Below are 21591 nucleotides of genomic sequence, written 5' to 3' on the forward strand. Positions count from 1 at the left end.
CGACAATATGCCCGCACAACTCAAGTCTGACCGATCCGCGCCTGCGAGGCGGATTCCATGCCTCGCCGCACCGGAAGGTCGGCGATGCGCCGCTTGGAACTTTCGACGGGACTGAAGGACAAGCGCGCAAGCAGACGCTCGCGCGCTTTCAGGATCAGGTCGTCCGTCAGCGCGTATAGACGAAGGCGGGATCGTTCAGGTCGATCTTCGGCAGTTCGTCCTTCTCGGTCCAATAGTCCTGGCTGTGCTGCCATTCCGGCTTGGCACCACGCTTCGGCAGCAGATGCATGCCGCGCATCAAGTAGCCCGGATTGAAGTTCTCCGGATCGATCCAGGGCAGCAGATCCATGCCGGCATCTTCCGGGCGCAATGCGGGGACGACGCTGCGGTAGCCGTGCTGCTTCATGTGATCGAGCAGGCGGCAGACGAAATCGGCGACGAGATCCGCGCGCAGGGTCCAGCTCGCGCGGAAGTAACCGAACACCCAGGCCATATTGGGAACGCCGGTGAACATCATGCCGCGATACGTCACCGTATCGGCAAAGTTCAGCGGCTCGCCGTCGATGCTGAAGGCGATATCGCCGAGCACGTTGAGATTGAAGCCGGTCGCGGTGACCACGATGTCGGCCTCCAGCGTTTCGCCGGACTTGAGCTTGATGCCTGTTTCGGTGAAGCGCTCGATATCGCCGGTGACGACGGAGGCCTTGCCCGAGGCGATGCCCTTGAACAGATCGCCGTCGGGCACGAAGGCGATGCGCTGCCGCCACGGCCGGTAGCTCGGCATGAAATGCGGGTCGAGATTGTAATCGGGCCCGAGATGGGCGCGCACGCCGGCGAGCAGCTCCTCCTTCACCACATCGGGCTCGGTCATCGACCGGCGGGTGAAGGTCGCCTGGTCGAACAGGATCTTGCGGCGGACGATCTCGTGGATCCACTCCTCGGAGATGCCGAGCTCGCGCAGCGTGTCGGCGATCTCGATCTTGTTGCGGCCGGGAATGAAGTAGGTCGGCGAGCGCTGCAGCACGGTGACGTGCTCGCAGGTCGGCGCCAGCGCCGGCACCACCGTGGCGGCCGTCGCGCCGGAGCCGATCACCACCACCTTCTTGCCGGCGCAATCGAGGTCCTCGGGCCAGGTCTGCGGATGCACGATGCGGCCCTTGAACTCCGTCATGCCGTCCCAGTCCGGCGTGTAGCCCTCGCTGTGGCGATAATAGCCCTGGCACATCCAGAGGAAATTCGCGGTGATGCGGACTTCCTCGCCGGTCTCGGTGCGCTGCGCGACGATCGTCCAGCATTGCTCCGCGCTCGACCAGCTCGCGGACAAGATGCGGTGGCCGTAGCGAATGTGCTGCGCCAGATCGTTTTCCTCGATCACCTCGCTCATATAGGCGCGGATCTCGGCCGCGGTCGCGATCGGCTTGCCGGTCCACGGCTTGAATCGATAGCCGAACGTGTAGAGGTCGCTGTCGGAGCGGATACCGGGATAGCGGTGCGTCAGCCAGGTGCCGCCGAAACTGTCCTGCGCTTCGAGCACAATGAAACTCGTGCCGGCACATTGCTTGGTCAGATGGTAGGCGCCGCCGATGCCGGAGATGCCGGCGCCGACGATCAACACGTCGACATGGTCGGGACAGGAAGCGGCGTGAGCGGAGGGGCCGGCGCGCACGGCGACGACTTCGGCAAGCTGGGTCATGTTTCCTCGACTTTTTTTCTGTCGTTGCCAACAGATTGCCGTCTGCGCCGAGGTTTGCCCAGCACTTTCTTGCGGGCGGAGTTCACGCTGCCGCGGCGGAGCGCGTCGCGCTGCGCCGCGATCATTTCGTGGCACGAAACGGCACAATCCGTCGCGGACCTCGCGCCGATACGCCGAAGATTCAAAACGCCGCGGGCATTGCTGCCCGCGGCGCGTTGAGGCCTTCGGCTTGCCGGCTGGCTCAGAAGTTGAGCAGCAGCGGATAGCCCGAGAAGGACTTGTACTCGCCTTCCTGCTTCAGCAGCAGCGGCGTGCCGGAGAACGACTGGTACTCGCCCTCCTGCTTCAGCAGCAGCGGCGTGCCCGAGAAGCTCTGGTACTCGCCCTTTTGCTCGAGCAGCAGCGGCGTGCCGGAGAAGCTCTTATACTCACCTTCCTGCTTCAACAGCAGCGGGGTTCCCGAATAGCCTTCGTACTCGCCCTTCTGCTCGAGAATCAGCGGAGTACCGGAGTGTCCTTTATATTCGCTCATGATCAATTCCTTTACTTAGAGAGCACTGGCAGGCCCAGCCAGGAGGAGAAGATGGTTGGATTGTTGATCAGCAGCGGCTCGCCCGAATAGGATTTGTACGGACCGCTGCTGTCCAGCAACAGGGGAGTCCCGGAAAAGGACTTGTAGGGACCGCTGCTGTCGAGCAGCAACGGCGTTCCGGAGAACGACTGGTATGGGCCCTTGCTGCTGATGACGAGCGGGGTACCCGAAAAGGTCTTGTCGCTGTCGGTGAGCAGCCAGTCGCCGGAATAGGATTTGTACTTGCCCGAGGTATCGAGCAGCGTCTTCAGATGCAGCAGATTCGAGAACGGCGTCGCTTCGCTCTGTTCGGCGCTCGCCGACGACGATTTCTGCATGCTGATCTTGTTGGGCTGATAGCTGTCGAGGATCTGCGTCGCCTTGGCGGCGAAGCCGAATTCGGCCTTTACGGCGACCACGACCGCGCCTTTCTTGACGTAGTCGACATAGGTCCGCGCCTCGCCGCTCGCCACGTAAGCGCGGCCGAGCGCGGCGATGATGTCGTCGGTGGAGCTCGCCTTGCCCGCCTGATAGGCGGTGACGACGGAATACTGATAGTTGTTCTTCTTCAGGTCGCTTTCCAGCGCAGCGAGCTTGCTGCTGGAATCGTACAACCGGGTGATGATTTGCGTCATGTTGACTCCGTTTCAGCCTCAGGGCCGTGTCAGCTGGCCCTGCATCAGAAGGGTGTCCCGTCGCCTGATCAGCGGGACCATCGTCACGAGCGTCGCGAACAGCAGCAGTAGTTCGAGGCAGTAGACGAAATTGTAACCGGCCGCCGGTCCGAGATGCGGCGCGAACGCCGTCACCGCGTCACGCAGGATGCCGCCGAGCGCAATCGCCACGCCGGCCGCAGAGGCCTGCACCGCGCCCCAGGCGCCGAGCGCGAGACCGGCCTGATCCTTCGGCGCAGCATTCATCGTCGCCGTCAGCGTGCCGTGACCGAACAGGCCGGCGCCGAAACCGATCAGCAGCGTGCCGAAGCCGAACATCAGCGCCGACGCCGCGCCCTGCAGCTCGGCCGCGAAGATCACCAGCAGGAAGGCCGGGATGCCGACCAGTGCGCCGGCGCTCGCCATCCGGAACGGATCGGCGCCGCGACTCAGCACCCGCGAGGCGAGGCCGAACCCGAGCAGTCCGCCGACCGCGAGCGCCGCCGTCAGCTTGGTGGTGTCGCCGACCGACAGATGCAGGATCTGGCCGCCATAGGGTTCGAGCAGCACGTCTTCCATGCTGAACGCCATGGTGCCGAAACCGACCGCGATCAGCCGACGCATCGCGTTGTCGCCGGAGATAAAGGCGTCCCACGACTGCCGGAAGCCGCCGGCCGGCGCGCCGGGATGCGCGGTGGCTTCCTGCCCGCCGGTGCGGCGGCGCGCTTCCATCTTCCAGGAGGCGACGGCGTTGAGCACGATAGTGACGACGGCCGAGCCCTGGATCACTTGAATGAGGCGGCCGGGCGAGAAATCGGCGAGCAGGATGCCGAAGATGATCGCGCTCGCGATCATACCGAGCATCAGCATCGTATACATCAGACCGACGACCTTCGGCCGCGTCTCGGGCGCCGCAAGGTCAGTGGCGAGCGCGAGCCCGACGGTCTGGGTGGTGTGGACGCCGGCGCCGATCAGCAGGAAGGCGAGCGCGGCGCCGAATTGGCCGATCCACACGGGCGCATGACCCGCCTCGCCGCCGCCGGACAATACCAGCAGGGCGAACGGCAGAATCGCCAGACCGCCGAACTGCACAAGCGTCCCCTTGTAGAGGAACGGCACGCGGCGCCAGCCGAGCACGGATTTGTGGACGTCGGATTTGAAGCCGATCAGCGCCCGGAACGGCGCAAAGATCAGCGGCAGCGAAACCATCACACCGACGATCGACGCAGGCACGTTGAGTTCGACGATCATCACCCGGTTCAACGTGCCGACCAGCAGCACCAGCGACATGCCGACCGCCACTTGAAACAGCGACAGGCGCAACAACCGGGACAGAGGCAGATCCGGCGTCGCCGCATCCGCGAAAGGCAGAAAGCGCGGACCGAGCGAGGCCCAGACTTTCATCATCTTTTGGCTGACTGTGTTCATCGTCCAGCAAATCCAGCTTGCGAAAGGCCGGCGACGTTGGTCAGCGTGACCGAACGAACGGCGACCCGAACGAACAGCACCACTTTGCGGCCGGAGATGAACTGCGGCAGATCAAACCGCCGTCGCGTTTCACCCCGGCTACAAAGCAAGCGACCGGGACCCTTGGATCCCGGTCCAGCCACAACAGCTTCAAAGAAGCTGCAATTAGCCGATGGTGACCGAGCTCTCGATCGCCGCAGTCTTACCGTTCCAGTACTTCGGGAACCAGGTGGTGTGCGACAGCACGGCGTAGTGCACGAGAATGGCGATCACGGTGACGCTGCCGAGCAGGAGCGGCAGGCCGACGGTCGGCTTCACGACAGTCCAAATGCGACCTTGATTCATCTTAGATACTCCTTAGTGCAGCCAGGGCGAGTAAACATACGCCAGGAAGTGCGCGACGATCGCGATCGCGCCGAAAATGCGCGTACCGTCGATGACGTGCTTGTGGAGCTCTTCCGATTCCGCGATCGTCAGGCCAGTCGGCCAGACCTTGTTGGGATCGTCTGCCATAGTAAAAACCTCCTAAGAGACTTTCGATCAGTTTCGTGCTGAACCCGCACGTAGGTAGTTTTCGCTGCTACGCCGAACAAAGTTCGCTTGGTCTCAGCATCTTTCCTTTGGTGGCCTCGTCACCCGTCCGCGCCGTCAACTTCAAGAAGACTTGGCGCTGGGACGCGGGACCGATGCGGGGCTCGCCCAGACCCGGGTGACCCTGGGCTCATCACCCTTTCGATCACATCCGAGTGATTGTAAGATGATCCTGACACACATCTTTGTCAATTTAACATGACACTGTAGGGCGTCCGTGTCATACCGGACATCCTCAAACGGGTCCGACGACTCCCGGACACGGAAAATTGAGTAAAACGTGATGCGATCCGGCATTGACAATATCGCCGAGATGGAAGTCGAAAATTTCGGATCATCCGGCCAGACCGGATGTGACCGCGAAGCGATTCACTTGCCCGGTTCGATCCAGCCCCACGGCGCGCTTCTAGCGCTGGCGGCCGAAGACCTGCAGGTGATCCACGCTGCGGGTGATACGACGCCGCTGTTCGGCGTGCCCGCCGCCCGCCTTCCGGGGACCTCCGTCGCGACGCTGCTATCGGCCGAGCAGATCGGCAAGATCCGCGCGTTGCTCGGCCCCGATCGCAAGCTCGACCGGCCGCTTCACGCTTTCACCCTGAACTCGTCCAACGCTGCGGCCGTGGACGTCGTCGTCCATCAGGCTTCCGGTCTGCTGGTACTGGAATTCGATCCGCGACGGGAAGCAGCGCCCGATAATTCGCTGGCGCTGGTTCAGTCGATGATCCGCCACGTGCAGCGCGCCGAGGGCACTCACGCCTTCTGTCAGGCGGTGGTCGACGAGGTCCGCGCCGTCACCGGCTTCGAGCGGGTGATGGTGTATCGGTTCGGCGCCGACGGCAGCGGCGAAGTGATCGCGGAATCGCGAGACGCCAACGTCGAGAGCTTTCTCGGCCTGCGCTATCCGGAATCCGACATCCCCAAACAGGCGCGCGCGCTGTATCTCAGCAACTGGATCCGCGCCATTCCCGATGCCCGCTACGCCCCGGCGCCGATCGTGCCCGCGGTGAATCCGCGGACGAGCCAGCCGCTCGACCTCAGCCAGAGCGTGATCCGCAGCGTTTCGCCGGTGCATCGGCTGTATCTCGCCCATATGGGCGTGGTCGCATCGATGTCGCTGTCGCTCATCCTGCACGGCAAATTGTGGGGGCTGATCGCCTGCCATCACGGCTCGCCGCGCTATCTTCCTTATCGAATGCGCGAGGCCTGCGAGCTGTTTGCCGAAATGGCATCGTCACAGTTTGAATCCAAGATCGCCACCGAACAGCTCGAGGCCCGGCTGAGGAGCACGCGGATCCACGAAGAGCTGGTGACGCGGATGAGCCAGGAGTCCGACCTCGCGGAGGGGCTGATCAGGTTTCATCCGAACCTGCTCGACTTCATCCCCGGCACCGGCGTCGGCCTGTGGATCGACGGCCAGTTCACCGGGCTCGGCGTTACGCCGGATGCGGCCCAGACCGAGGCGCTGATCGGCTGGCTCAGCGATACATCGAACGAAGGCATCTTCCACACTGATTGCCTGCCGCTGATCTATGACGCGGCGAAAGCCTATGCGGATCGCGCCAGCGGGCTGCTCGCGCTGTCGCTGTCGAAATCGCCGCGCGACTACGTGCTGTGGTTCCGGCCGGAGGTGGTGCGCACCGTCACCTGGGCCGGCAACCCGCACAAACCAGTTGGTGTCGGGCCGGACGGCGAGCTGCTGACGCCGCGCCGCAGTTTCGCAGCGTGGCAGGAATCGGTCCGCCTCCATGCGGAGCCGTGGCTCGGCTCCGAGATCGAGGCCGCGCATCGGCTGCGGCTGTCGCTGCTCGAAGTCGTGCTGCGCCGGATCGACGGCATCGCCCGCGAGCGCAAATCGGCGCGCCTGCTGCAGGAGCAACTGATGCGTCAGGTCGAGTTCGGCCTGCGCCGCTCACAGGACGTCGCGCAGACACTGCAGGAAGAGACCAGGCGGCGGGTGTCGGTCGAGGCGGATCTGTCGCAGGTGCTGCGGCGAACGGTCGAGGATCAGGAAGCCGAACGGCTGCGGATCGCGCGCGAGCTGCACGACACGCTCGGTCAGTCGCTGACGCTGCTGCAGCTCGGCTTCGAGACTCTCGGACAGGCCGCGCCGGACAATGCCGAACTGCAGGATCGCGTCGCCGGGATGAAGACGCTCACCGCCGATATCGGTCGGCAGGTCAACCGGCTCGCCTGGGAAATCCGCCCGACCGCGCTCGACGATCTCGGCATCCAGACCGCCATCCAGCACCTGCTCGATGCGTGGAGCGAGAAGGCGCAGGTGCAGTTCGACCTGCACATGACGCTCGGCGACCGCCGGCTGCCGGCCGCAATCGAGACGACGCTGTATCGCGTGCTTCAAGAAGCGCTCACCAACATCGTCCGCCACGCCGCCGCGACGCATGTCGGCGTCATTCTGCGCCTGACCGATCAGCAGGCGACGATGGTGGTCGAAGACGACGGCCGCGGCTTCGTCAATCCCGACGCCGATCGTCCCCCCGAGCGGCTCGGTCTGCTCGGCATCCGCGAGCGGCTGACGCTGGTCGGCGGCTCGCTCGAAATCGAATCCGCGCCCGGCAAGGGCACCGCTCTGTTCGCACGAATTCCGTTGTAACCATGGAAGCAGCTCCGATGGACCAGCAAGCCCTTTCCAGACTGCGCGTCTTCCTCGCCGACGATCATCCGGTCGTCCTCAGCGGTATGAAGGCTCTCGTCGCCGGCGATCCGGCAATCGAAATCGTCGGCGAGGCCAGCGATGGGCCGAACGCGCTGCGCCGGGCCATCGAGCTGAGGCCCGACGTTGCGGTGCTCGACCTGTCGATGCCCGGCCTCAATGGCATCGAGGTGGCGCGAAAGTTTCTCGCCGCCTGCCCGGAATGCCGCGTGCTGGTGCTGACCGTGCACGAGGACGGCGCTTACTTACGGCAATTGCTCGATCTCGGCGTCTCCGGCTACGTGCTGAAGCGTTCCGCCACCGACGAGCTGATCCGCGGCATTCACGCGGTCGGAACCGGCGGCATCTATCTCGACCCGGCGATTGCCGGCCGCGCCATCGGCCGCGCCGCGCCGCACGTCCAGAACGGCGATGAGCACAGCGCGGTGTCGGAGCTCTCCACCCGCGAGATCGAAGTGCTGCGGCTCGCCGCCGTCGGCCACAGCAACAAGACGATCGCGGCCAAGCTGCAGATCGGCGCCAAGAGCGTCGAGACCTACAAGGCCCGCGGCATGGCCAAGCTCGGCTTCCATAATCGTGTCGAAGTGGTGCGCTTCGCGCTCAGCATGGGCTGGCTGTCCGACCCATAAGCCGGCCGCAACCGCCACATTTGCCCGCGTGCGCGCGAGCCGCTAGCTTTCCCGCTGTCAAACCAACGTCTCGCTGGCGACACCGTCGCGAACCACCGAGACGACAGCGGGAGGAACTGAATGACTGCCGATCAGCAGACCGGAACGCCGCGCGCGAGCGCTTTCGCGGGGCTCCGCGTTCTGGATTTCTCGACCACCATCGCCGGCCCGCATTGCACCCGGATGCTCGCCGACATGGGCGCCGAGGTGATCAAGATCGAATCGAGCGACGGCGACACGATGCGGAACCGGCCGCCGGTGCGGGGCGGCTACAGCACGGCATTCGGTCAGCTCAATGTCGGCAAGAAGAGCGTCGTGCTCGACCTGAAATCCGCCGAGGGGCGTACTGCCGTGCAGCGGCTGGTCGCGACCGCCGATGTGCTGGTCGAGAACTTCCGCCCCGGCGTGATGCAGCGGCTGAAGCTGGATTACGAGTCGCTGCGCGGGTTCAATCCGAAGCTGATCTACTGTTCGATCTCCGGCTACGGCCAGACCGGGCCGTCGGCCGAGCTGCCCGCCTATGCGCCGGCGATCCATGCGGCGTCCGGCTACGATCTGGCCCACCTCGCCTATCAGCCGGATCGCGACCGGCCGGACTATTGCGGCATCTATCTCGCGGACGTCGTGTCCGGCGTCTACGCCTACGGCGCGATCGCCTCGGCGCTGTATCAGCGGCAGTCCACCGGCGCAGGTCAGCACATCGACGTGTCGATGCTGGAATCGATGCTCAGCCTGACGCTGAACGAGATGCAGGGCGCGCAATTCCCAATCAAGCGGCAATCGCGGCCGCAGTTCGGCCCGGTCGAAACCGCCGATGGCTATGTGATGATCGCGATCGCCAGCGAAAAGTCGTTCCGCAGCTTCATGCTCGCCGGCGGACATCCCGAACTGATCACCGATCCGCGTTTCGCCGAGTATCACCACCGCCGCGACCATTGGGCGGAGCTGATGGACATCATGGAGACATGGTCGCGCACGCTGACCTCGCAGCAGTGCCTCGCCGCGCTCGACAAGCACGGCGTGCCCTGCTCGGCCTATCGCACGGTGGCCGAAGCAATGGCCGATCCGCAGACCGCGCATCGCGGGGCTTTTGCCGAGGTGCAGGACGGCGCCGGCACGTTCAAAGTCCTGAACCAGCCGTTCCGGCTGTCGGGAGGCAATCCCGCGCCGGATCCGATGGTCGCCACGCTCGGGCAACACACCCGCGCGGTGCTCGCACAGGCTGGCTACTCGGATGAGGAGTTGGCGGGACTTGGCGTGAGCTGAGCTCTCCCTCGAGTTTAGTGAAGCTCGCGAGTTACGCCTGTGCCACGAGCATAGCCTCATGGTGAGGAGGCGCGTAGCGCCGTCTCGAACCATGAGCCTCAGGCACTGCGTGGCCACATCCTTCGAGACGCCCGGCTCCTCAGGATGAGGGTCGGTGCCTGCGGAAACCGCATCGCTTCAATCCACCGATGGATGCCTCTCAGCTACGCCGCGCGGCGGAGCTGCACGCGCCACAGCTCCGGGCCTTCTTCCAGATAGGTCCACTGGCAATCGTCACCATGCACGGCCTCGAAGAAATACTTCAGCGGGCGCGGGTCGTGGTCCACGACGATCTGCATGCCCTGGCCGGGCTGCAGATTGTCGAACAGGCGCGGAATGATTTCGTGGCGCTGCTGATGCGGAATCTGGCGGACGTCGAGAATTCGTTCACCCGTAGTGGCAGCTTCGGTCATCGCAGATCATCCTTTCAGGTCGGTGAGACGTCGAACTCAGTGCAGCTTGCCGCGCGCGAGCAGGGTCGGGCCGTAGCTCAGAGCAAAGCCGAGGAAGGCGACGGACCAACCGAGCGCGGCGACATGCAGCAGCGGATCGCTCAAGGCCGGAGCCAGCGCGGCGCCGATCCGCGTTGCCACAGCAACCAGCGCGGCGAGATACACCGCCTGCGTCGCCCACGAGGCCTCGAGCTTCTGCCCGGTGTGGCCGAGCGAGGCGCGGGTCATCACCGCCAGTGTCATGAGTCCGGCGCCTCCGACCATCCAGGCGTGAATGCCGGCGCTGGCGGGTGCCAGCCCGAACGCCGCGCAGGCGCCGAGCAGGAAACCGAGCGGCACGAAGAAGTAACCGACATGCAGCACCAGCAGCAGCCGGTCGCGCCACGTGCGGTCGCCGGCCCAGCGCGCCAGCCGCACCAGGTGCAACACGCCAGCCATCGCCAGCGCGGAGCCGGTGACCTGACCCGACGGCCGCACGATCCACAGCAGCAGCGTCGCGGCGCTAAAGGCGAGGATCACCATGTCGACCTTGTTGAAGGGCTGCGGCAGCCGGCCGGGATTTTCGCGCACCAGCCAGTTGCGGGTGAAGCTCGGCGTGATCCGGCCGCCGATCAGCGCGATCAGCATGATCACCACCGCGATGCCGGCGCGGATGCCGTAGTCGGCCGCTCCGTTGAAATGCGCTTCGATGTGGAAGGCGATGTTGCCGATCAGCAGCAGCGACAGCAGCGCGACGACGTTGAGGTTGCGCCAGTTCTTGCCGGCGACGATCTCGCGCGCCGCTGCGAGCGCGACCGCGAGCAGGAAACTCGCATCGACCAGCAGCGCGATCAGCCAGCCGGTGTCGGCGGAGAAGGTCACGCACAGCCGGCCGGCGAGCCAGATCAACACCAGGGTAAGCAGTGGCCGGCCCTGCAGCGGCAACCGGCCGGTCCAGTTCGGAATGGCGGTGAGCAGGAAGCCGGTGATCACCGCCGGCAGATAGCCGTACAGCATCTCGTGGACGTGCCAGTCGCGCGGGGCGAACGCGGTCTGCAGCGTCAGCTCGCCGTGATACACCGGCAGCCACAGCAGTACGGCGACCGCGGCGAAGACTGCGCCGAGCATGAAAAATGGCCGGAAGCCGGCGGACAGCACCGTCCAGCCGGTGTGCGAGCGATAACGCGGCACCGGATTGCGCTTCGGCGCGGTGGAGGATTCGACTGTCGTGCTGCTCATGGCGTTCACCGGATCGAGCCGGCACTGCTCCGCCGGCCTCTCCTGTCTAGGCCGGGCTCCCGCAGCATGGTTGTGCCAGCACAAACTCGCGAACGATTAGCGGGTGACGCCACCACGAAGCCGTCATTGCGAGCGAAGCGAAGCAATCCAGCTCAGTGCACGGAGCTGGATTGCTTCGTCGCTTCGCTCCTCGCAATGACGGAGGTTAAGGCAGGGGCGAGACGCCGATGACGTAGGGGTGGAGCAGTAACAGCGACAGCCACGCGGCTAGACCCAAGCCGAAGCGCAGCAGGCTGATGCGGCGGAGATCCGGGCGAAAGCGACCGGTGATCAGCGCCGCGAACGGCCAGAACGAAGTGCGGGCCGCAAGCCTCGCCCAGATTTCCACGCCAAGCTGCCGCCGCCTGCGGCGATCGATGATCGCCATGCCGGCGAGCGCGATCAGTGCGAAGAAGCCGAACAGCACCCCATGGGCGAGATCGCCGTTCGGCACCACATGCGCCGCCGCCCACAGCCCGATTGCCCAGAGCAATGGATGCCGAACCACGCCGACAATGCCGGGATGCTCCGGATCGAACCGCTTGCGCGGATCGCCGCCAAACGACAGCGGATTGGCGGCGCCGACGCCGAAGGCGGCGAGCTGGCAGGCCAGCGGCAGCGCCAGATTCGGCGCCCACATCTGCCAGCGCTCGAACGGCCACAGCTCGACGAACGGCGCGCGGCCCGCGGCGATGATCAGCCAGGTCAGGACGATCAGGGACTCGATGCTGTAGGCGGCCAGAAAGCCGCCCTCGCCCAGCGCGCCGACCAGCTTCGCCCGCACCGCCGGTCGCGCAGGGATCGCGTGGCTGAGCAGAAAGACCGTGAAAGCGGCGATGAATTCGGTCCAGCCGGTCAAGGGGGATGCCCACGTGTTGCCTCGCGGCTCGTCATTGCGAGGAGCAAAGCGACGAAGCAATCCAGCTCAGTGCATGGAGCTGGATTGCTTCGCTTCGCTCGCAATGACGGAGAGACGCGAAGACGTTTTGCTCGCCGACGATCGATCGCCGTGCCGGTTCCGACGTTGTCGCAGGTCAACCTGCGGCGAACATTGCGCTCAGAGCGGCCTGGGCTTCGTCTTGAATTTGTCGAAGGTGGTCGGCGCTGACGAAGCTCTCGGCGTAGATCTTGTAGACGTCCTCGGTGCCGGACGGCCGCGCGGCGAACCAGCCATTCGCGGTCGTCACCTTGACGCCGCCGATCGACTGGTTGTTACCCGGCGCCTTGGTCAGCGTCGCGGTGACCGGCTCGCCGGCGAGTTCCTTGATGCCGAGCTTGTCGGCGGTCAGCGTCTTGAACAGCGCCTTCTGCGCGGCGTTGGCGGGCGCGTCGATACGCGCATAGAACGGCGCGCCGAGCTCGGCGGTGAGACGCTGATAGATCTCGCCGGGATCGGCCTTCATCACCGCGGTGATCTCGGCCGCCAGCAGGCCCAGGATGAGGCCGTCCTTGTCGGTGGTCCACACCGTGCCGTCGCGGCGCAGGAACGACGCGCCGGCACTCTCCTCGCCGCCAAAGCCGAAGCTGCCGCCGATCAGGCCGTCGACGAACCATTTGAAGCCAACCGGCGTCTCGACAACCTTGCGGCCGATCTTGGCGGCGACGCGGTCGATCATCGCGCTCGACACCGCGGTCTTGCCGATCGCGGCGTTCGCACCCCACTCCGGCCGATGCGCGAACAGATAGGAGATCGCCACCGCGAGATAATGGTTGGGATTCATCAGCCCGCTGGAGCGGGTGACGATGCCGTGGCGGTCGGCGTCGGTGTCGTTGGCGAAGGCGACGTCGAAATCGCCGCGCATCCCGATCAGCCGCGCCATCGCATAGGGCGACGAGCAGTCCATCCGGATCTTGCCGTCCCAATCCGCAGTCATGAACCGGAACGTCGGGTCGACCGCATCGCTAACGATGGTGGCGTCGATCTTGTAGCGCTCGATGATCGGCTGCCAGTAATGCACCGCCGCGCCGCCGAGCGGATCGATTCCGATCTTCACACCCGAGGTACGGATCGCCTCCATGTCGACCACGTTGGCGAGGTCTTCGACATAGGGCGTGACGTAGTCGCGGCGATGCACGTTCGCGGCCTTGAGGGCGCGCGCATAGGGGATGCGCTTGACGCCCTTCAGCCCATCGGCGAGCAGCGCGTTCGCCGCCTTCTCGACGACCGACGTAATGTCGGTGTCGGCCGGGCCGCCGTTCGGCGGATTGTATTTGAAGCCCCCGTCTTCGGGCGGATTGTGCGAGGGGGTCACCACCACGCCGTCGGCCAGGCCATCGCTACGGCCGCGATTATAGGTGAGGATCGCGCGCGAGATCACGGGGGTCGGCGTGTAGCCGCCATGCGCGTCGATCATCACCTCGACGCCATTGGCGGCGAATACTTCCAGCGCGCTCGCCAGCGCCGGCTCGGCCAGCGCGTGGGTGTCGATGCCGATGAACAGTGGTCCGGTGATGCCGGCCCCACGACGATAGTCGCAGACCGCCTGGCTCACGGCGACGATGTGGTCTTCGTTGAAGGCATTGTTGAACGCCGAGCCGCGATGCCCCGAAGTGCCGAAAGCGACGCGCTCGCCGGGGATGCTCGGATCGGGCTTTCCGGCGAAATAGGCGGTCACCAGCCGCGGCACGTTGACCAGTCTGTTCGGATCGATGGTCTTGCCCGCAAGCGGGCTCACGTCCCCAGCCATTTCGCACTCCATTACTCGGACCAGACTCGATCCCTCGCCTGCCGCGCGGCAGCCGTCAAGGCCGCTGCGGTTCCTTCCGGCGAATACAGCGTGAAAGGCGCAGCGTGCCTGCTACGGGCCCATCGCCCGCGGGTCGTTGTGCAGTTGCTTGAGGTCGATCGGACTGACCTTGCTGTTGGCCGGCTCGGCCAGGAACTGATCCAGCGTCGCCTGGATGCGGGACTTGACGCTCTCCGGCCCACGATCGCTGAGTTCGTTGTGCTGCGCGCCGGTGTCGACAATCTCGATGCCGGCCTGCTTGGCGATCTTGGAATCCGGCAGCACGCCGGGGTCGGTCTTGAAGTGCGGGTCCTCGGAGCGGAACGACAGGATCTTGGCGGCGCCGGACGTAACGAAGGGTACCCGCAGATTGTCGAGCGTCACCACCCGCCGCACCAGTTCCGGGTGCTGCTGGGCGAAGAACATCGAGATGTCGCCGCCGTTGGAATGGCCGACCAGCGTGAGATGGTCGTAGTCGGCCCCCGGCACCAGCTTCTTGAGCTCATGGATCGCGAAGAAGATGTTCTTCTCGCCGCGCTCGTAGACTTTCAGCCGGCCAACATAGAGCGATCCCTGATTTGTCATCAGAGGCGCGTCCGTCGGCAGATCATGCTGGATGCTGGCGACCAGATAACCGCGCGCGGCAAGCACGTTGGCGAGGAACGAGTACTCAGAATTCTTGACGGTGTTGCCGTGGCTGACGATCGCGACCGGCAAGGTCGACAGGCCGGCCTCGGCCTTCATCTCCGCGTCACGGCGCACCGCCAGGTCGACAGCGATCGGACGCTTTCGCGCCTCGTCGTAGAACGTCAGGTTCTCGTGCCGGATCGCCCAGTGGCTGAAGGTGAAGTACGCCGCCGCCGCCACGGCGCTCAGTCCCAACAGCACGGTTAACGGTCGCTTCATCGCCAATCCCTGCGGCCCCTCTACACAGACTCCATTTGGGCCATGAGTTTAGCGCCGAAAGATCATTGTCTAGAATGAGATGGATTAAATTTTCGACAGCAGATTGATCGCTGCAGTGCAAAATCAACAGGCGCGTCGCCACATCGTTCAGGAGGTGAGCTCGCGTAGCAGGTGCGTCACCTGACGTGTGGTGTAGGGCTTTGGCAGGAAACGTCCGCCATCCGGCAGATCATCCCCCGACACCTTCACGCGTCCCGAGGTGGCGATGATCTTGATCGGCGGCCAGCGACCGCGCACCGCACGAGCGAGCTTCAATCCGTCCATCGATCCCGGAATCTGAATGTCGGTGAACACCACGCGAATGTCGTCTCGGCTCTCAAGGATGCGGATCGCCTCGTCTGCCGTGCCGGCTTCCACCACGCTGAAGCCAGCTTCCTCGACGATATCCACCGCGTTCATTCGTAGAAGCGCTTCGTCTTCGACGATCAGCACGACCGGCCTGCTGCTCACCAAATCCGACATCCATCAACCTCTCCCTGAAGACCAGTCCAAGGTTTCAGGAGAGACTTCGTTCCGGAAAACTCTCGCTTTCGTAGAAATCTCAACAGGGTTCGCCGATGTCGACCACTTCGGTCGAGCGTCCGGAACTCACAGCAGCTTGCCGTCGGGACCGAAGAACGGATGCGGACCGTCGAAGTTACCGATCGGAATCTGATGGGTGACGAGATCGCCAAAGCCGTCATCGGCGAACCAGGCGTGCAGATGAAAAGCCGGCGGTTCGACGCGAAAGGAAGGCTCATCGAGGTCGCCCAGGTCGAGCGCGACGGCATGGTTGGGCGCGGGGCAGATCGTCGCCGGGATCCCGGCAAACTGGGTGAGCGCAGCCCGGTGGACGTGCCCGGCCGCGATGAGGCGGACCCAGGGATAGCGCTCGACGATCGTGGCAAACTCGGCCGCATTGCGCAGGTTCTGCCGGTCCATGTGCCAGATGCCGGTTCGGAATGGCGGATGGTGGAGGAACAGCAGCGCCGGCCGGTGATCGGAGCAGGACAGGATGGCGTCGAGCCATCGCAGCGTCGCGCCGTCGAGTTCGCCGTGCGGCTGACCCGGCACGCTTGAATCGAGCAGCACGACGTCGAGCTCCTCGACCGGCTGGAGCTGATTGAGCGGCCCCTCCGCAGGGAACAGCGGCTGCGGGAAACAGCGCCGCATCAGTTCGCGCGAATCGTGGTTGCCGGGAATGGCGACGAACGGAATTTCGAGCGGCGCCAGCAGCCGTGCTAAATGCGCGTACTCATCCTCGGTCGGCGTATCGGCGAGATCGCCGGAGATCACGACGAGATCGGGCCGCGGCGCGAGTTCATTCAACGTGGCGACGCAGCGGGCCAGCGCTCGCGCGGTGTCGACCCTGCCATAAGCGAGGCTACCGGGCGCCTTGATGTGCGGGTCCGAGATCTGCGCAATCAGGATCGGCCTTCGGGTCATCGTGTTTTCCTATCAGCTCTGTTTACGCGGCATCGGGTAGCAGCCGGATTGCGTCCGGTGCGACTGCGAGCCCGACCGTATCGCCGGCCCGGATCGTCGCCCCGTTCGGCGCTTCGATCGTCAGCGGTTTGTCGGCTGCGCCCGCGACCACCACACGCTGGCGATCGCCGACGAAGCTGACGCTCTCCACCCGGCCGGCAAGCGTGGCCGCCTCAACCGCGACGATGCCGATCGTCTCGGGCCTGATCATCGCGACGGCATGCGTCTGTGACACGTTTTCGGCCACGGTCAGGAAGCCGCCCGGCAGGCGAAGCCGGCGCTCGACGACCTCGGCTTCGAGGATATTGGCGGCGCCGACGAATTCGGCAACGAAACGGCTCACCGGGCGAAAATAGATCTCGCGCGGCGCGCCGATCTGCGCGATCGCCCCCTTGCTCATCACCACGATCCGATCGCCGAGCGCCATCGCTTCCGCCTGATCGTGGGTAACGTAGATCGTGGTGATGCCGAGCGAACGCAACAGCCGATCGAGCTCGCCGCGCAACCGGTCGCGCAGCGCGGCGTCGAGCGCGGTCAGAGGTTCATCGAGCAACAATACCGCCGGTCGGATCGCGACCGCGCGGGCGAGCGCAACGCGCTGGCGTTGGCCGCCCGACAGCTGATCGATCCGCCGGTCTTCGAGGCCGGTGATGTTGGTCAGCGCCACCAGCTCGGCAATGCGCGTGGCGCGCTCGCGCGCAGGCACGCCGCGGATCTTGAGGCCGTAGCCGATATTCTCGGCGACCGTCATGTTCGGGAACAGCGCGTAGGACTGAAACACCATGCCGACATTGCGCTTCTCGATCGGCACCGCGGTGACGTCGGCGCCGTCGAACAACACCCGGCCGCTCGCACCCGGTCGTTCGAGCCCGGCAATGATCCGCAGCATCGTGGTCTTGCCGCAGCCGGATGGGCCGAGCAGCACCAGCGTCTCGCCGCGTGCGATGTCGAGTGTCGCAGGCTCGAGCGCTCGCGTCCCGTCGGCGAAGGTCTTGCTGCAAGCCTCGATCCGCACCGACACGCCGTGTCCGGCATCCGCCTTCATGACTTCGGCTCCCGTTCGGCCAACACATGCATAGCCACCAGCAGCGGCACGATCATGATGAAAAAGATCAACGTGTAGGCGGACGCGACTTCGAGCCGCATCGACGCGTAGCTGTCCGCGAGGCCGACCGGCAGCGTCTTGGTCAGCGGCGTATGCAGCATCCAGGTGAGATTGAACTCGCCGAGCGACAAGGTCACGACCATCAGCGCTCCGGCAACGATGCCCGGCATCGCGTTCGGTACGATCACCTCGACGAAGCGGCGCAGCGGCGACGCGCCGAGCGAGGCGGCGCCCTCGTCAAGCGTGCGGATGTCGATGGTGGCGAACACCGCCATCACCGAGCGCACCATGAACGGCATGGTGAAGATGACATGGCCGGCAAGAATGAACAGCCAGGAACGGCGGAAGGCGCCGAAGCCGCCATAGGTTAGCAGCAGCGCCAGAGCGATCGCCAGCCCCGGGATCGCCAGTGGCAGGGTGATCACTTCCTCGACCACGCGCGACAGCCGGCCGCCGCGGACATGCAGGGCATAAGCCGCCGGCACACCGACGACCAGCGTGACCGCGAGCGTCGCAAGCGCGATCACGAACGACAGCCCGATCGTGTCGGCGTACAGATCCCAGACCTGTGCGACCCATTGCAGGGTCAGTCCCGACGAGATACCGCGGAAGTAGTTCACCGTGATGCCGGCGGAGATCGACAGCAGCGCCGGCACGACCAGGAACGCCGCGACCAGCAGCGTGAACAGCAATTGAGCCGTGAAGATCAGGCGATCGCGCATGGCTAGCCGGTCGCCGCGACCGTGCCGCCGCTGAGCGAGCGGGCCAGCGCCAGCATCGCCCAGGAGATCAGGCCGAGCCCGACCGACAGCGAAGCGGCGGTGGCGAAGTTCGCCGCCAGGGTGAACTCGGTGTAGATCAGCATCGGCAGCACGTCGATATTGGTGGCCAGCGTGAAGGCGGTGCCGAACGCGCCCATCGCGGTGGCGAACGCGATCGCGCCGGAGGCGACGAAGGCCGGGACCAGCGCCGGCAGCACCACGTCGCGTTGCACGGCCCACGGGCTGGCGCCGAGCGACCGCGCCGCTTCTTCGAGACCGCGATCGAGCTTCTGCACCGCCGCCATGATGGTCAAGATCACGCGGGGTATCGAGAAGTACAGATAGCCGAGGAACAAGCCCCAGATCGAATAGGCGAACACCAGCTTGCTGCCGGTGAGGAGCTTCGTCACGTCACCGATCACGCCCTGCCGCCCGGCGAGGAGAATGATCAGGAAGCCGATCACCACGCCCGGAAACGCCAACGGAAAGGTCAGCATCGCGACCAGCACGGCACGGCCGGGGAAGCGATGGCGCTGCAGGAAGATCGCCGCGACGGTGGCGATCACCAGCGTCGCCAGTGTGGTCGCCGCGGCGAGCACCACGGTGTTGATCAGGGTTGCGCGATAACGTGGCTCCAGCACGATCGCCAAATAGCCGGCGACACCCTGCGGTCCATCGGCGCCGACCAGCACCAACCGTGCCATCGGCAGGACGAAAAACGCGGCTGTCAGCACCAGAAGCGGCGACAGGCAGGCGAGTGCGAAGGAGCGTTGCGACATCAGGCGCGAGCGCCCCGGCCGGCGTTCTCCGGAGCGACGTTCATCCTCACCGGACCTCGGCGAGATAGCGGTCGGTGAACGCCTTCTGGGCCGCTTCCATCTTGGCCCAGTCGACACTCTTGGCACGCGCGTAGTCGCTGTCCGGCAGGAACTTCGACTTGACCTCGGCCGGCAGCTCGATCGGTCGCGCCGGGCGCAGATAGGCGTTGGTCCAGATCGCCTGCCCCTTGTCGGACAGCAGATAGTCCATCACCTTCTTGGCCTTGTCGGCGTCGGGCGCATCCTTCACCAGCGAAACCACGTAGGGAAACACCACCGAACCTTCGCAAGGGATGACGAAGGCGAAGTTGCCTTTTTCGGTGTACTTGGCCCGATACGCATTGAAGTCGTAGTCGAACAGGATCGGAATTTCGCCCGACACCACACGCGCGTAAGAGGTCTGCTTCGGCACGATCGCCTCGTTGCCGTGAAGCGCTTTGAAGAAGCCGATCGCAGGCGAGAAGTCGGTGTCGCTGCCGCCGAGGGCGAGATTGACCGCCACGGCGCCGACGTAACCGACCGCCGCCGAGGGCGGATCGAGATAACCGACCATGCCCCTGTAGTCAGACTTCAGCAGATCCTTCCAGCACGCCGGCACCGGCTTGCCGCCGAGCGCATCGACATTGACGAACAGTCCGAGCGTACCGGAGTGGATGGCCGTCCAGTCGCCATCGGGATCCTTGAGGCCCGTAGGAACCTCGTTCCAATGCTGCGGCTTGTAGGGCTGCGTAACGCCCTGCGTCTTCGCCTTGATGCCGAAATTCACGCCGAAATAGCCGATATCGGCGACGGGGTTGCTACTCTCGGCGAGCAGTTGCGACAGCGCCTGGCCGGAGTTCTTGTTGTCGAACGGGATGTCGTAGCCGAGATCCGACTTGATCGCCTTCAGCATCGAGGCCCAGTCGGCCCATTGCGGCGGGCAATTGTAGCAGATCACATCCGCCGCCCTGGCCGGCGCCGCAATGGTGATCAGCGACAGCGCGAACAACGCTGCGGCAAAGCGAGCAAACGACATGATGTTCCCCGAGTGAGCAGGCCGGCGCGATCGCGCGTTGCCAGCATGGGCTTCACCTATCGGCGGCACATGACAGGTTTGCGACAGCGACGAGAAACCCGGGCTCGCCTCGTTGATCGGAGAAACCTTCCGCGAACCTCGCATCCGATGGAACTTTCGATTGAAAAGGAAATTGGTTTCCGAACCGGAGGTCGAGGTGCCGCGACGTTGCGTCGCGTGCAGACGCTCTGCTGCGTTTCTCGCCCCGACGAATGTCACCGAAATCAACGCCTGCGCGGCCGTGCCGTGTCGCCGGGCGACTCAGCTGAAGCAAGGGACTTAAGCAATGCCGATGTCAGCGAAGAGCAACGCGTGCCGGCCGTGGGACGACGAACAGGTCGAGCGGCTCAAGGAACTGATTGCCAGCGGCGCCTCGGCCGTCCGCGCCGCCGCCGCGCTGAAGCGCGCGCGATCGTCGGTGCAGGTGAAGGCCCGCAAGCTCGGTATGCCGTTCATGGCGAGCCGCGATGTCAAGCGTCTCAGGGACGCCAAGATCGCGGCAGCAGAGAGCACCCCGCTTCGGACGAACGCTCCGCAGCCCGCCGAACGGTAACTGGCTCCTGACATTCGGCGAACTATTATATCAAAGCGCATAGCGGCTCGTGAGTAGCAAGCCGCACACCGTCGCGGATCTCGCGCGCCGAATTGATAATAACTGCATCCCATTACCTTTAGCCAAAAAGGCTAGGGCTCCCAACGATTAGCAATCAATATTTTTGCGGCTAATTCACAGAATTCAGCACATACTTGGGACGGCTGATGCCGCCAAACGAATCAATTGGAAAGGCACTTGCAAAGCAGGTGAAAGGGTACCCCGATGCAATATTGGATCATTGCATTTACTGCCGCGCTGGTCGTCGTGATCGGCTACGCCGCCGGCCCCGTCGGCGCAGCGATTTCGCTGCTCGCATTTGCGGGCTCATTGTACTTGATGTGGGCGCGTAGGCTCGGCTTCACCGGCGCATGGTCGCGGTTCGGTCTGGACCGCTTCACCGCGCCATTCTGGAAGGGCGAGAACTGGGAGCGCTTCAACGGCCTGTTCGCCGACGGCGAGAGCGTCGTCAAGGCGGCCACCATTGCGGTTGCGCTGATCGCGCTGTCTCTGGTGCTGCCGGCGAGCCAGGTCGGACTGATCGCACTCGCGGTGGCCGCTTGGTATGCGTTCGAAGTCTATCGCAGCCAGCGCCCCCTGGTGCGTCCGGCCGGCGTTATCGAGTCGAAGCCGGTCGCCGACCAGGTGATCTACAGCTCCGCTCCGCGCGAGCCGGCCAAGATGAACTGAAGCCAATATTCCAGGCCATGTTGAACGGCGGCGGGCTCCCACCCGCCGCCGTTTCATTTGCAGAGACGACAGGAATGGAGAGAACTG

The 21591-nt window shown here is 64.8% G+C and carries 22 protein-coding genes; 5 read left to right on the forward strand and 17 right to left on the reverse strand.

Annotated elements, in window-relative coordinates; translation table 11 throughout:
• Positions 1–166: 166 nt before the first annotated feature.
• The 6 genes from ACFFJ6_RS14645 to pufB form a co-directional block, all read right to left on the reverse strand.
• The gene (locus ACFFJ6_RS14645; RefSeq protein WP_378388915.1) at positions 167–1693 is read right to left on the reverse strand and encodes a flavin-containing monooxygenase; all 1527 of its coding nucleotides are present in this window, start codon (positions 1691–1693) and stop codon (positions 167–169) included.
• A gap of 241 nt (positions 1694–1934) precedes the next feature.
• Entirely contained in the window at positions 1935–2225 is a 291-nt protein-coding gene (locus tag ACFFJ6_RS14650) for a hypothetical protein (protein WP_378388917.1), read from the reverse strand.
• Between the two features lie 11 nt (positions 2226–2236).
• Positions 2237–2899 (reverse strand): hypothetical protein, encoded by a 663-nt coding sequence (locus tag ACFFJ6_RS14655; RefSeq protein ID WP_378388919.1) that lies wholly within the window; start codon positions 2897–2899, stop codon positions 2237–2239.
• Between the two features lie 18 nt (positions 2900–2917).
• On the reverse strand, positions 2918–4345 hold the full coding sequence (locus tag ACFFJ6_RS14660; RefSeq protein WP_378388921.1) for a PucC family protein: 1428 nt from the start codon (positions 4343–4345) through the stop codon (positions 2918–2920).
• A gap of 204 nt (positions 4346–4549) precedes the next feature.
• A complete protein-coding gene (locus tag ACFFJ6_RS14665) occupies positions 4550–4729 on the reverse strand; it encodes a light-harvesting protein (RefSeq protein ID WP_011504171.1) in 180 nt (59 codons plus the stop codon).
• 12 nt (positions 4730–4741) lie between these two features.
• Positions 4742–4897: a light-harvesting antenna LH1, beta subunit gene (gene pufB, locus ACFFJ6_RS14670; protein ID WP_011157052.1), complete on the reverse strand. Its 156-nt coding sequence runs from the start codon at positions 4895–4897 to the stop codon at positions 4742–4744.
• A 361-nt stretch (positions 4898–5258) separates the two neighbouring features.
• On the opposite strand from pufB, the gene ACFFJ6_RS14675 reads away from it, so the two are divergent.
• From ACFFJ6_RS14675 to ACFFJ6_RS14685, 3 genes are all read left to right on the forward strand, one after another.
• Entirely contained in the window at positions 5259–7586 is a 2328-nt protein-coding gene (locus ACFFJ6_RS14675) for a GAF domain-containing protein (RefSeq protein ID WP_378388925.1), read from the forward strand.
• A 17-nt stretch (positions 7587–7603) separates the two neighbouring features.
• Positions 7604–8275 (forward strand): response regulator transcription factor, encoded by a 672-nt coding sequence (locus ACFFJ6_RS14680; RefSeq protein WP_378388928.1) that lies wholly within the window; start codon positions 7604–7606, stop codon positions 8273–8275.
• Positions 8276–8395: 120 nt separating this feature from the next.
• A complete protein-coding gene (locus ACFFJ6_RS14685; RefSeq protein ID WP_378388930.1) occupies positions 8396–9580 on the forward strand; it encodes a CaiB/BaiF CoA transferase family protein in 1185 nt (394 codons plus the stop codon).
• 203 nt (positions 9581–9783) lie between these two features.
• Here ACFFJ6_RS14685 and ACFFJ6_RS14690 read toward each other — a convergent pair whose 3' ends face one another.
• From ACFFJ6_RS14690 to ACFFJ6_RS14740, 11 genes are all read right to left on the reverse strand, one after another.
• Positions 9784–10032: a DUF2249 domain-containing protein gene (locus tag ACFFJ6_RS14690; RefSeq protein ID WP_378388932.1), complete on the reverse strand. Its 249-nt coding sequence runs from the start codon at positions 10030–10032 to the stop codon at positions 9784–9786.
• A gap of 36 nt (positions 10033–10068) precedes the next feature.
• On the reverse strand, positions 10069–11289 hold the full coding sequence (locus tag ACFFJ6_RS14695; RefSeq protein WP_378388934.1) for an NnrS family protein: 1221 nt from the start codon (positions 11287–11289) through the stop codon (positions 10069–10071).
• Positions 11290–11494: 205 nt separating this feature from the next.
• Positions 11495–12187: an NnrU family protein gene (locus tag ACFFJ6_RS14700; RefSeq protein WP_378388936.1), complete on the reverse strand. Its 693-nt coding sequence runs from the start codon at positions 12185–12187 to the stop codon at positions 11495–11497.
• A 175-nt stretch (positions 12188–12362) separates the two neighbouring features.
• Positions 12363–14015 carry a phosphoglucomutase (alpha-D-glucose-1,6-bisphosphate-dependent) gene (gene pgm / locus ACFFJ6_RS14705; RefSeq protein WP_378388938.1) on the reverse strand — a complete coding sequence of 551 codons (1653 nt, stop codon included), beginning with the start codon at positions 14013–14015 and terminating at the stop codon, positions 12363–12365.
• Between the two features lie 111 nt (positions 14016–14126).
• Positions 14127–14960: an alpha/beta fold hydrolase gene (locus tag ACFFJ6_RS14710; RefSeq protein WP_378388940.1), complete on the reverse strand. Its 834-nt coding sequence runs from the start codon at positions 14958–14960 to the stop codon at positions 14127–14129.
• A 147-nt stretch (positions 14961–15107) separates the two neighbouring features.
• Complete coding sequence (locus ACFFJ6_RS14715; protein WP_378388942.1) at positions 15108–15482, reverse strand: response regulator; 375 nt, start codon at positions 15480–15482, stop codon at positions 15108–15110.
• A gap of 126 nt (positions 15483–15608) precedes the next feature.
• Entirely contained in the window at positions 15609–16445 is an 837-nt protein-coding gene (locus tag ACFFJ6_RS14720) for a phosphodiesterase (RefSeq protein WP_378388944.1), read from the reverse strand.
• 22 nt (positions 16446–16467) lie between these two features.
• Positions 16468–17529, reverse strand: a complete 1062-nt coding sequence (locus tag ACFFJ6_RS14725; protein ID WP_378388946.1) for an ABC transporter ATP-binding protein — start codon at positions 17527–17529, stop codon at positions 16468–16470.
• The gene (locus ACFFJ6_RS14730) at positions 17526–18311 is read right to left on the reverse strand and encodes an ABC transporter permease (protein ID WP_378388948.1); all 786 of its coding nucleotides are present in this window, start codon (positions 18309–18311) and stop codon (positions 17526–17528) included. Before ACFFJ6_RS14730 ends, ACFFJ6_RS14725 begins: the two co-directional genes overlap by 4 nt.
• Before the next feature lie 2 nt (positions 18312–18313).
• Entirely contained in the window at positions 18314–19129 is an 816-nt protein-coding gene (locus ACFFJ6_RS14735; protein ID WP_378388950.1) for an ABC transporter permease subunit, read from the reverse strand.
• 46 nt (positions 19130–19175) lie between these two features.
• Positions 19176–20183: an ABC transporter substrate-binding protein gene (locus ACFFJ6_RS14740; RefSeq protein ID WP_378388952.1), complete on the reverse strand. Its 1008-nt coding sequence runs from the start codon at positions 20181–20183 to the stop codon at positions 19176–19178.
• 325 nt (positions 20184–20508) lie between these two features.
• Here ACFFJ6_RS14740 and ACFFJ6_RS14745 point away from each other — a divergent pair, with 325 nt between their 5' ends.
• Together ACFFJ6_RS14745 and ACFFJ6_RS14750 are read left to right on the forward strand one after the other, a co-directional pair.
• A complete protein-coding gene (locus ACFFJ6_RS14745) occupies positions 20509–20775 on the forward strand; it encodes a hypothetical protein (RefSeq protein WP_378388953.1) in 267 nt (88 codons plus the stop codon).
• Between the two features lie 264 nt (positions 20776–21039).
• Positions 21040–21504 carry a hypothetical protein gene (locus ACFFJ6_RS14750; protein ID WP_378388955.1) on the forward strand — a complete coding sequence of 155 codons (465 nt, stop codon included), beginning with the start codon at positions 21040–21042 and terminating at the stop codon, positions 21502–21504.
• Positions 21505–21591 lie beyond the last annotated feature (87 nt).

This window comes from Rhodopseudomonas telluris (genome assembly GCF_042432815.1).
In the GTDB taxonomy this organism is placed as follows: domain Bacteria; phylum Pseudomonadota; class Alphaproteobacteria; order Rhizobiales; family Xanthobacteraceae; genus Rhodopseudomonas; species Rhodopseudomonas telluris.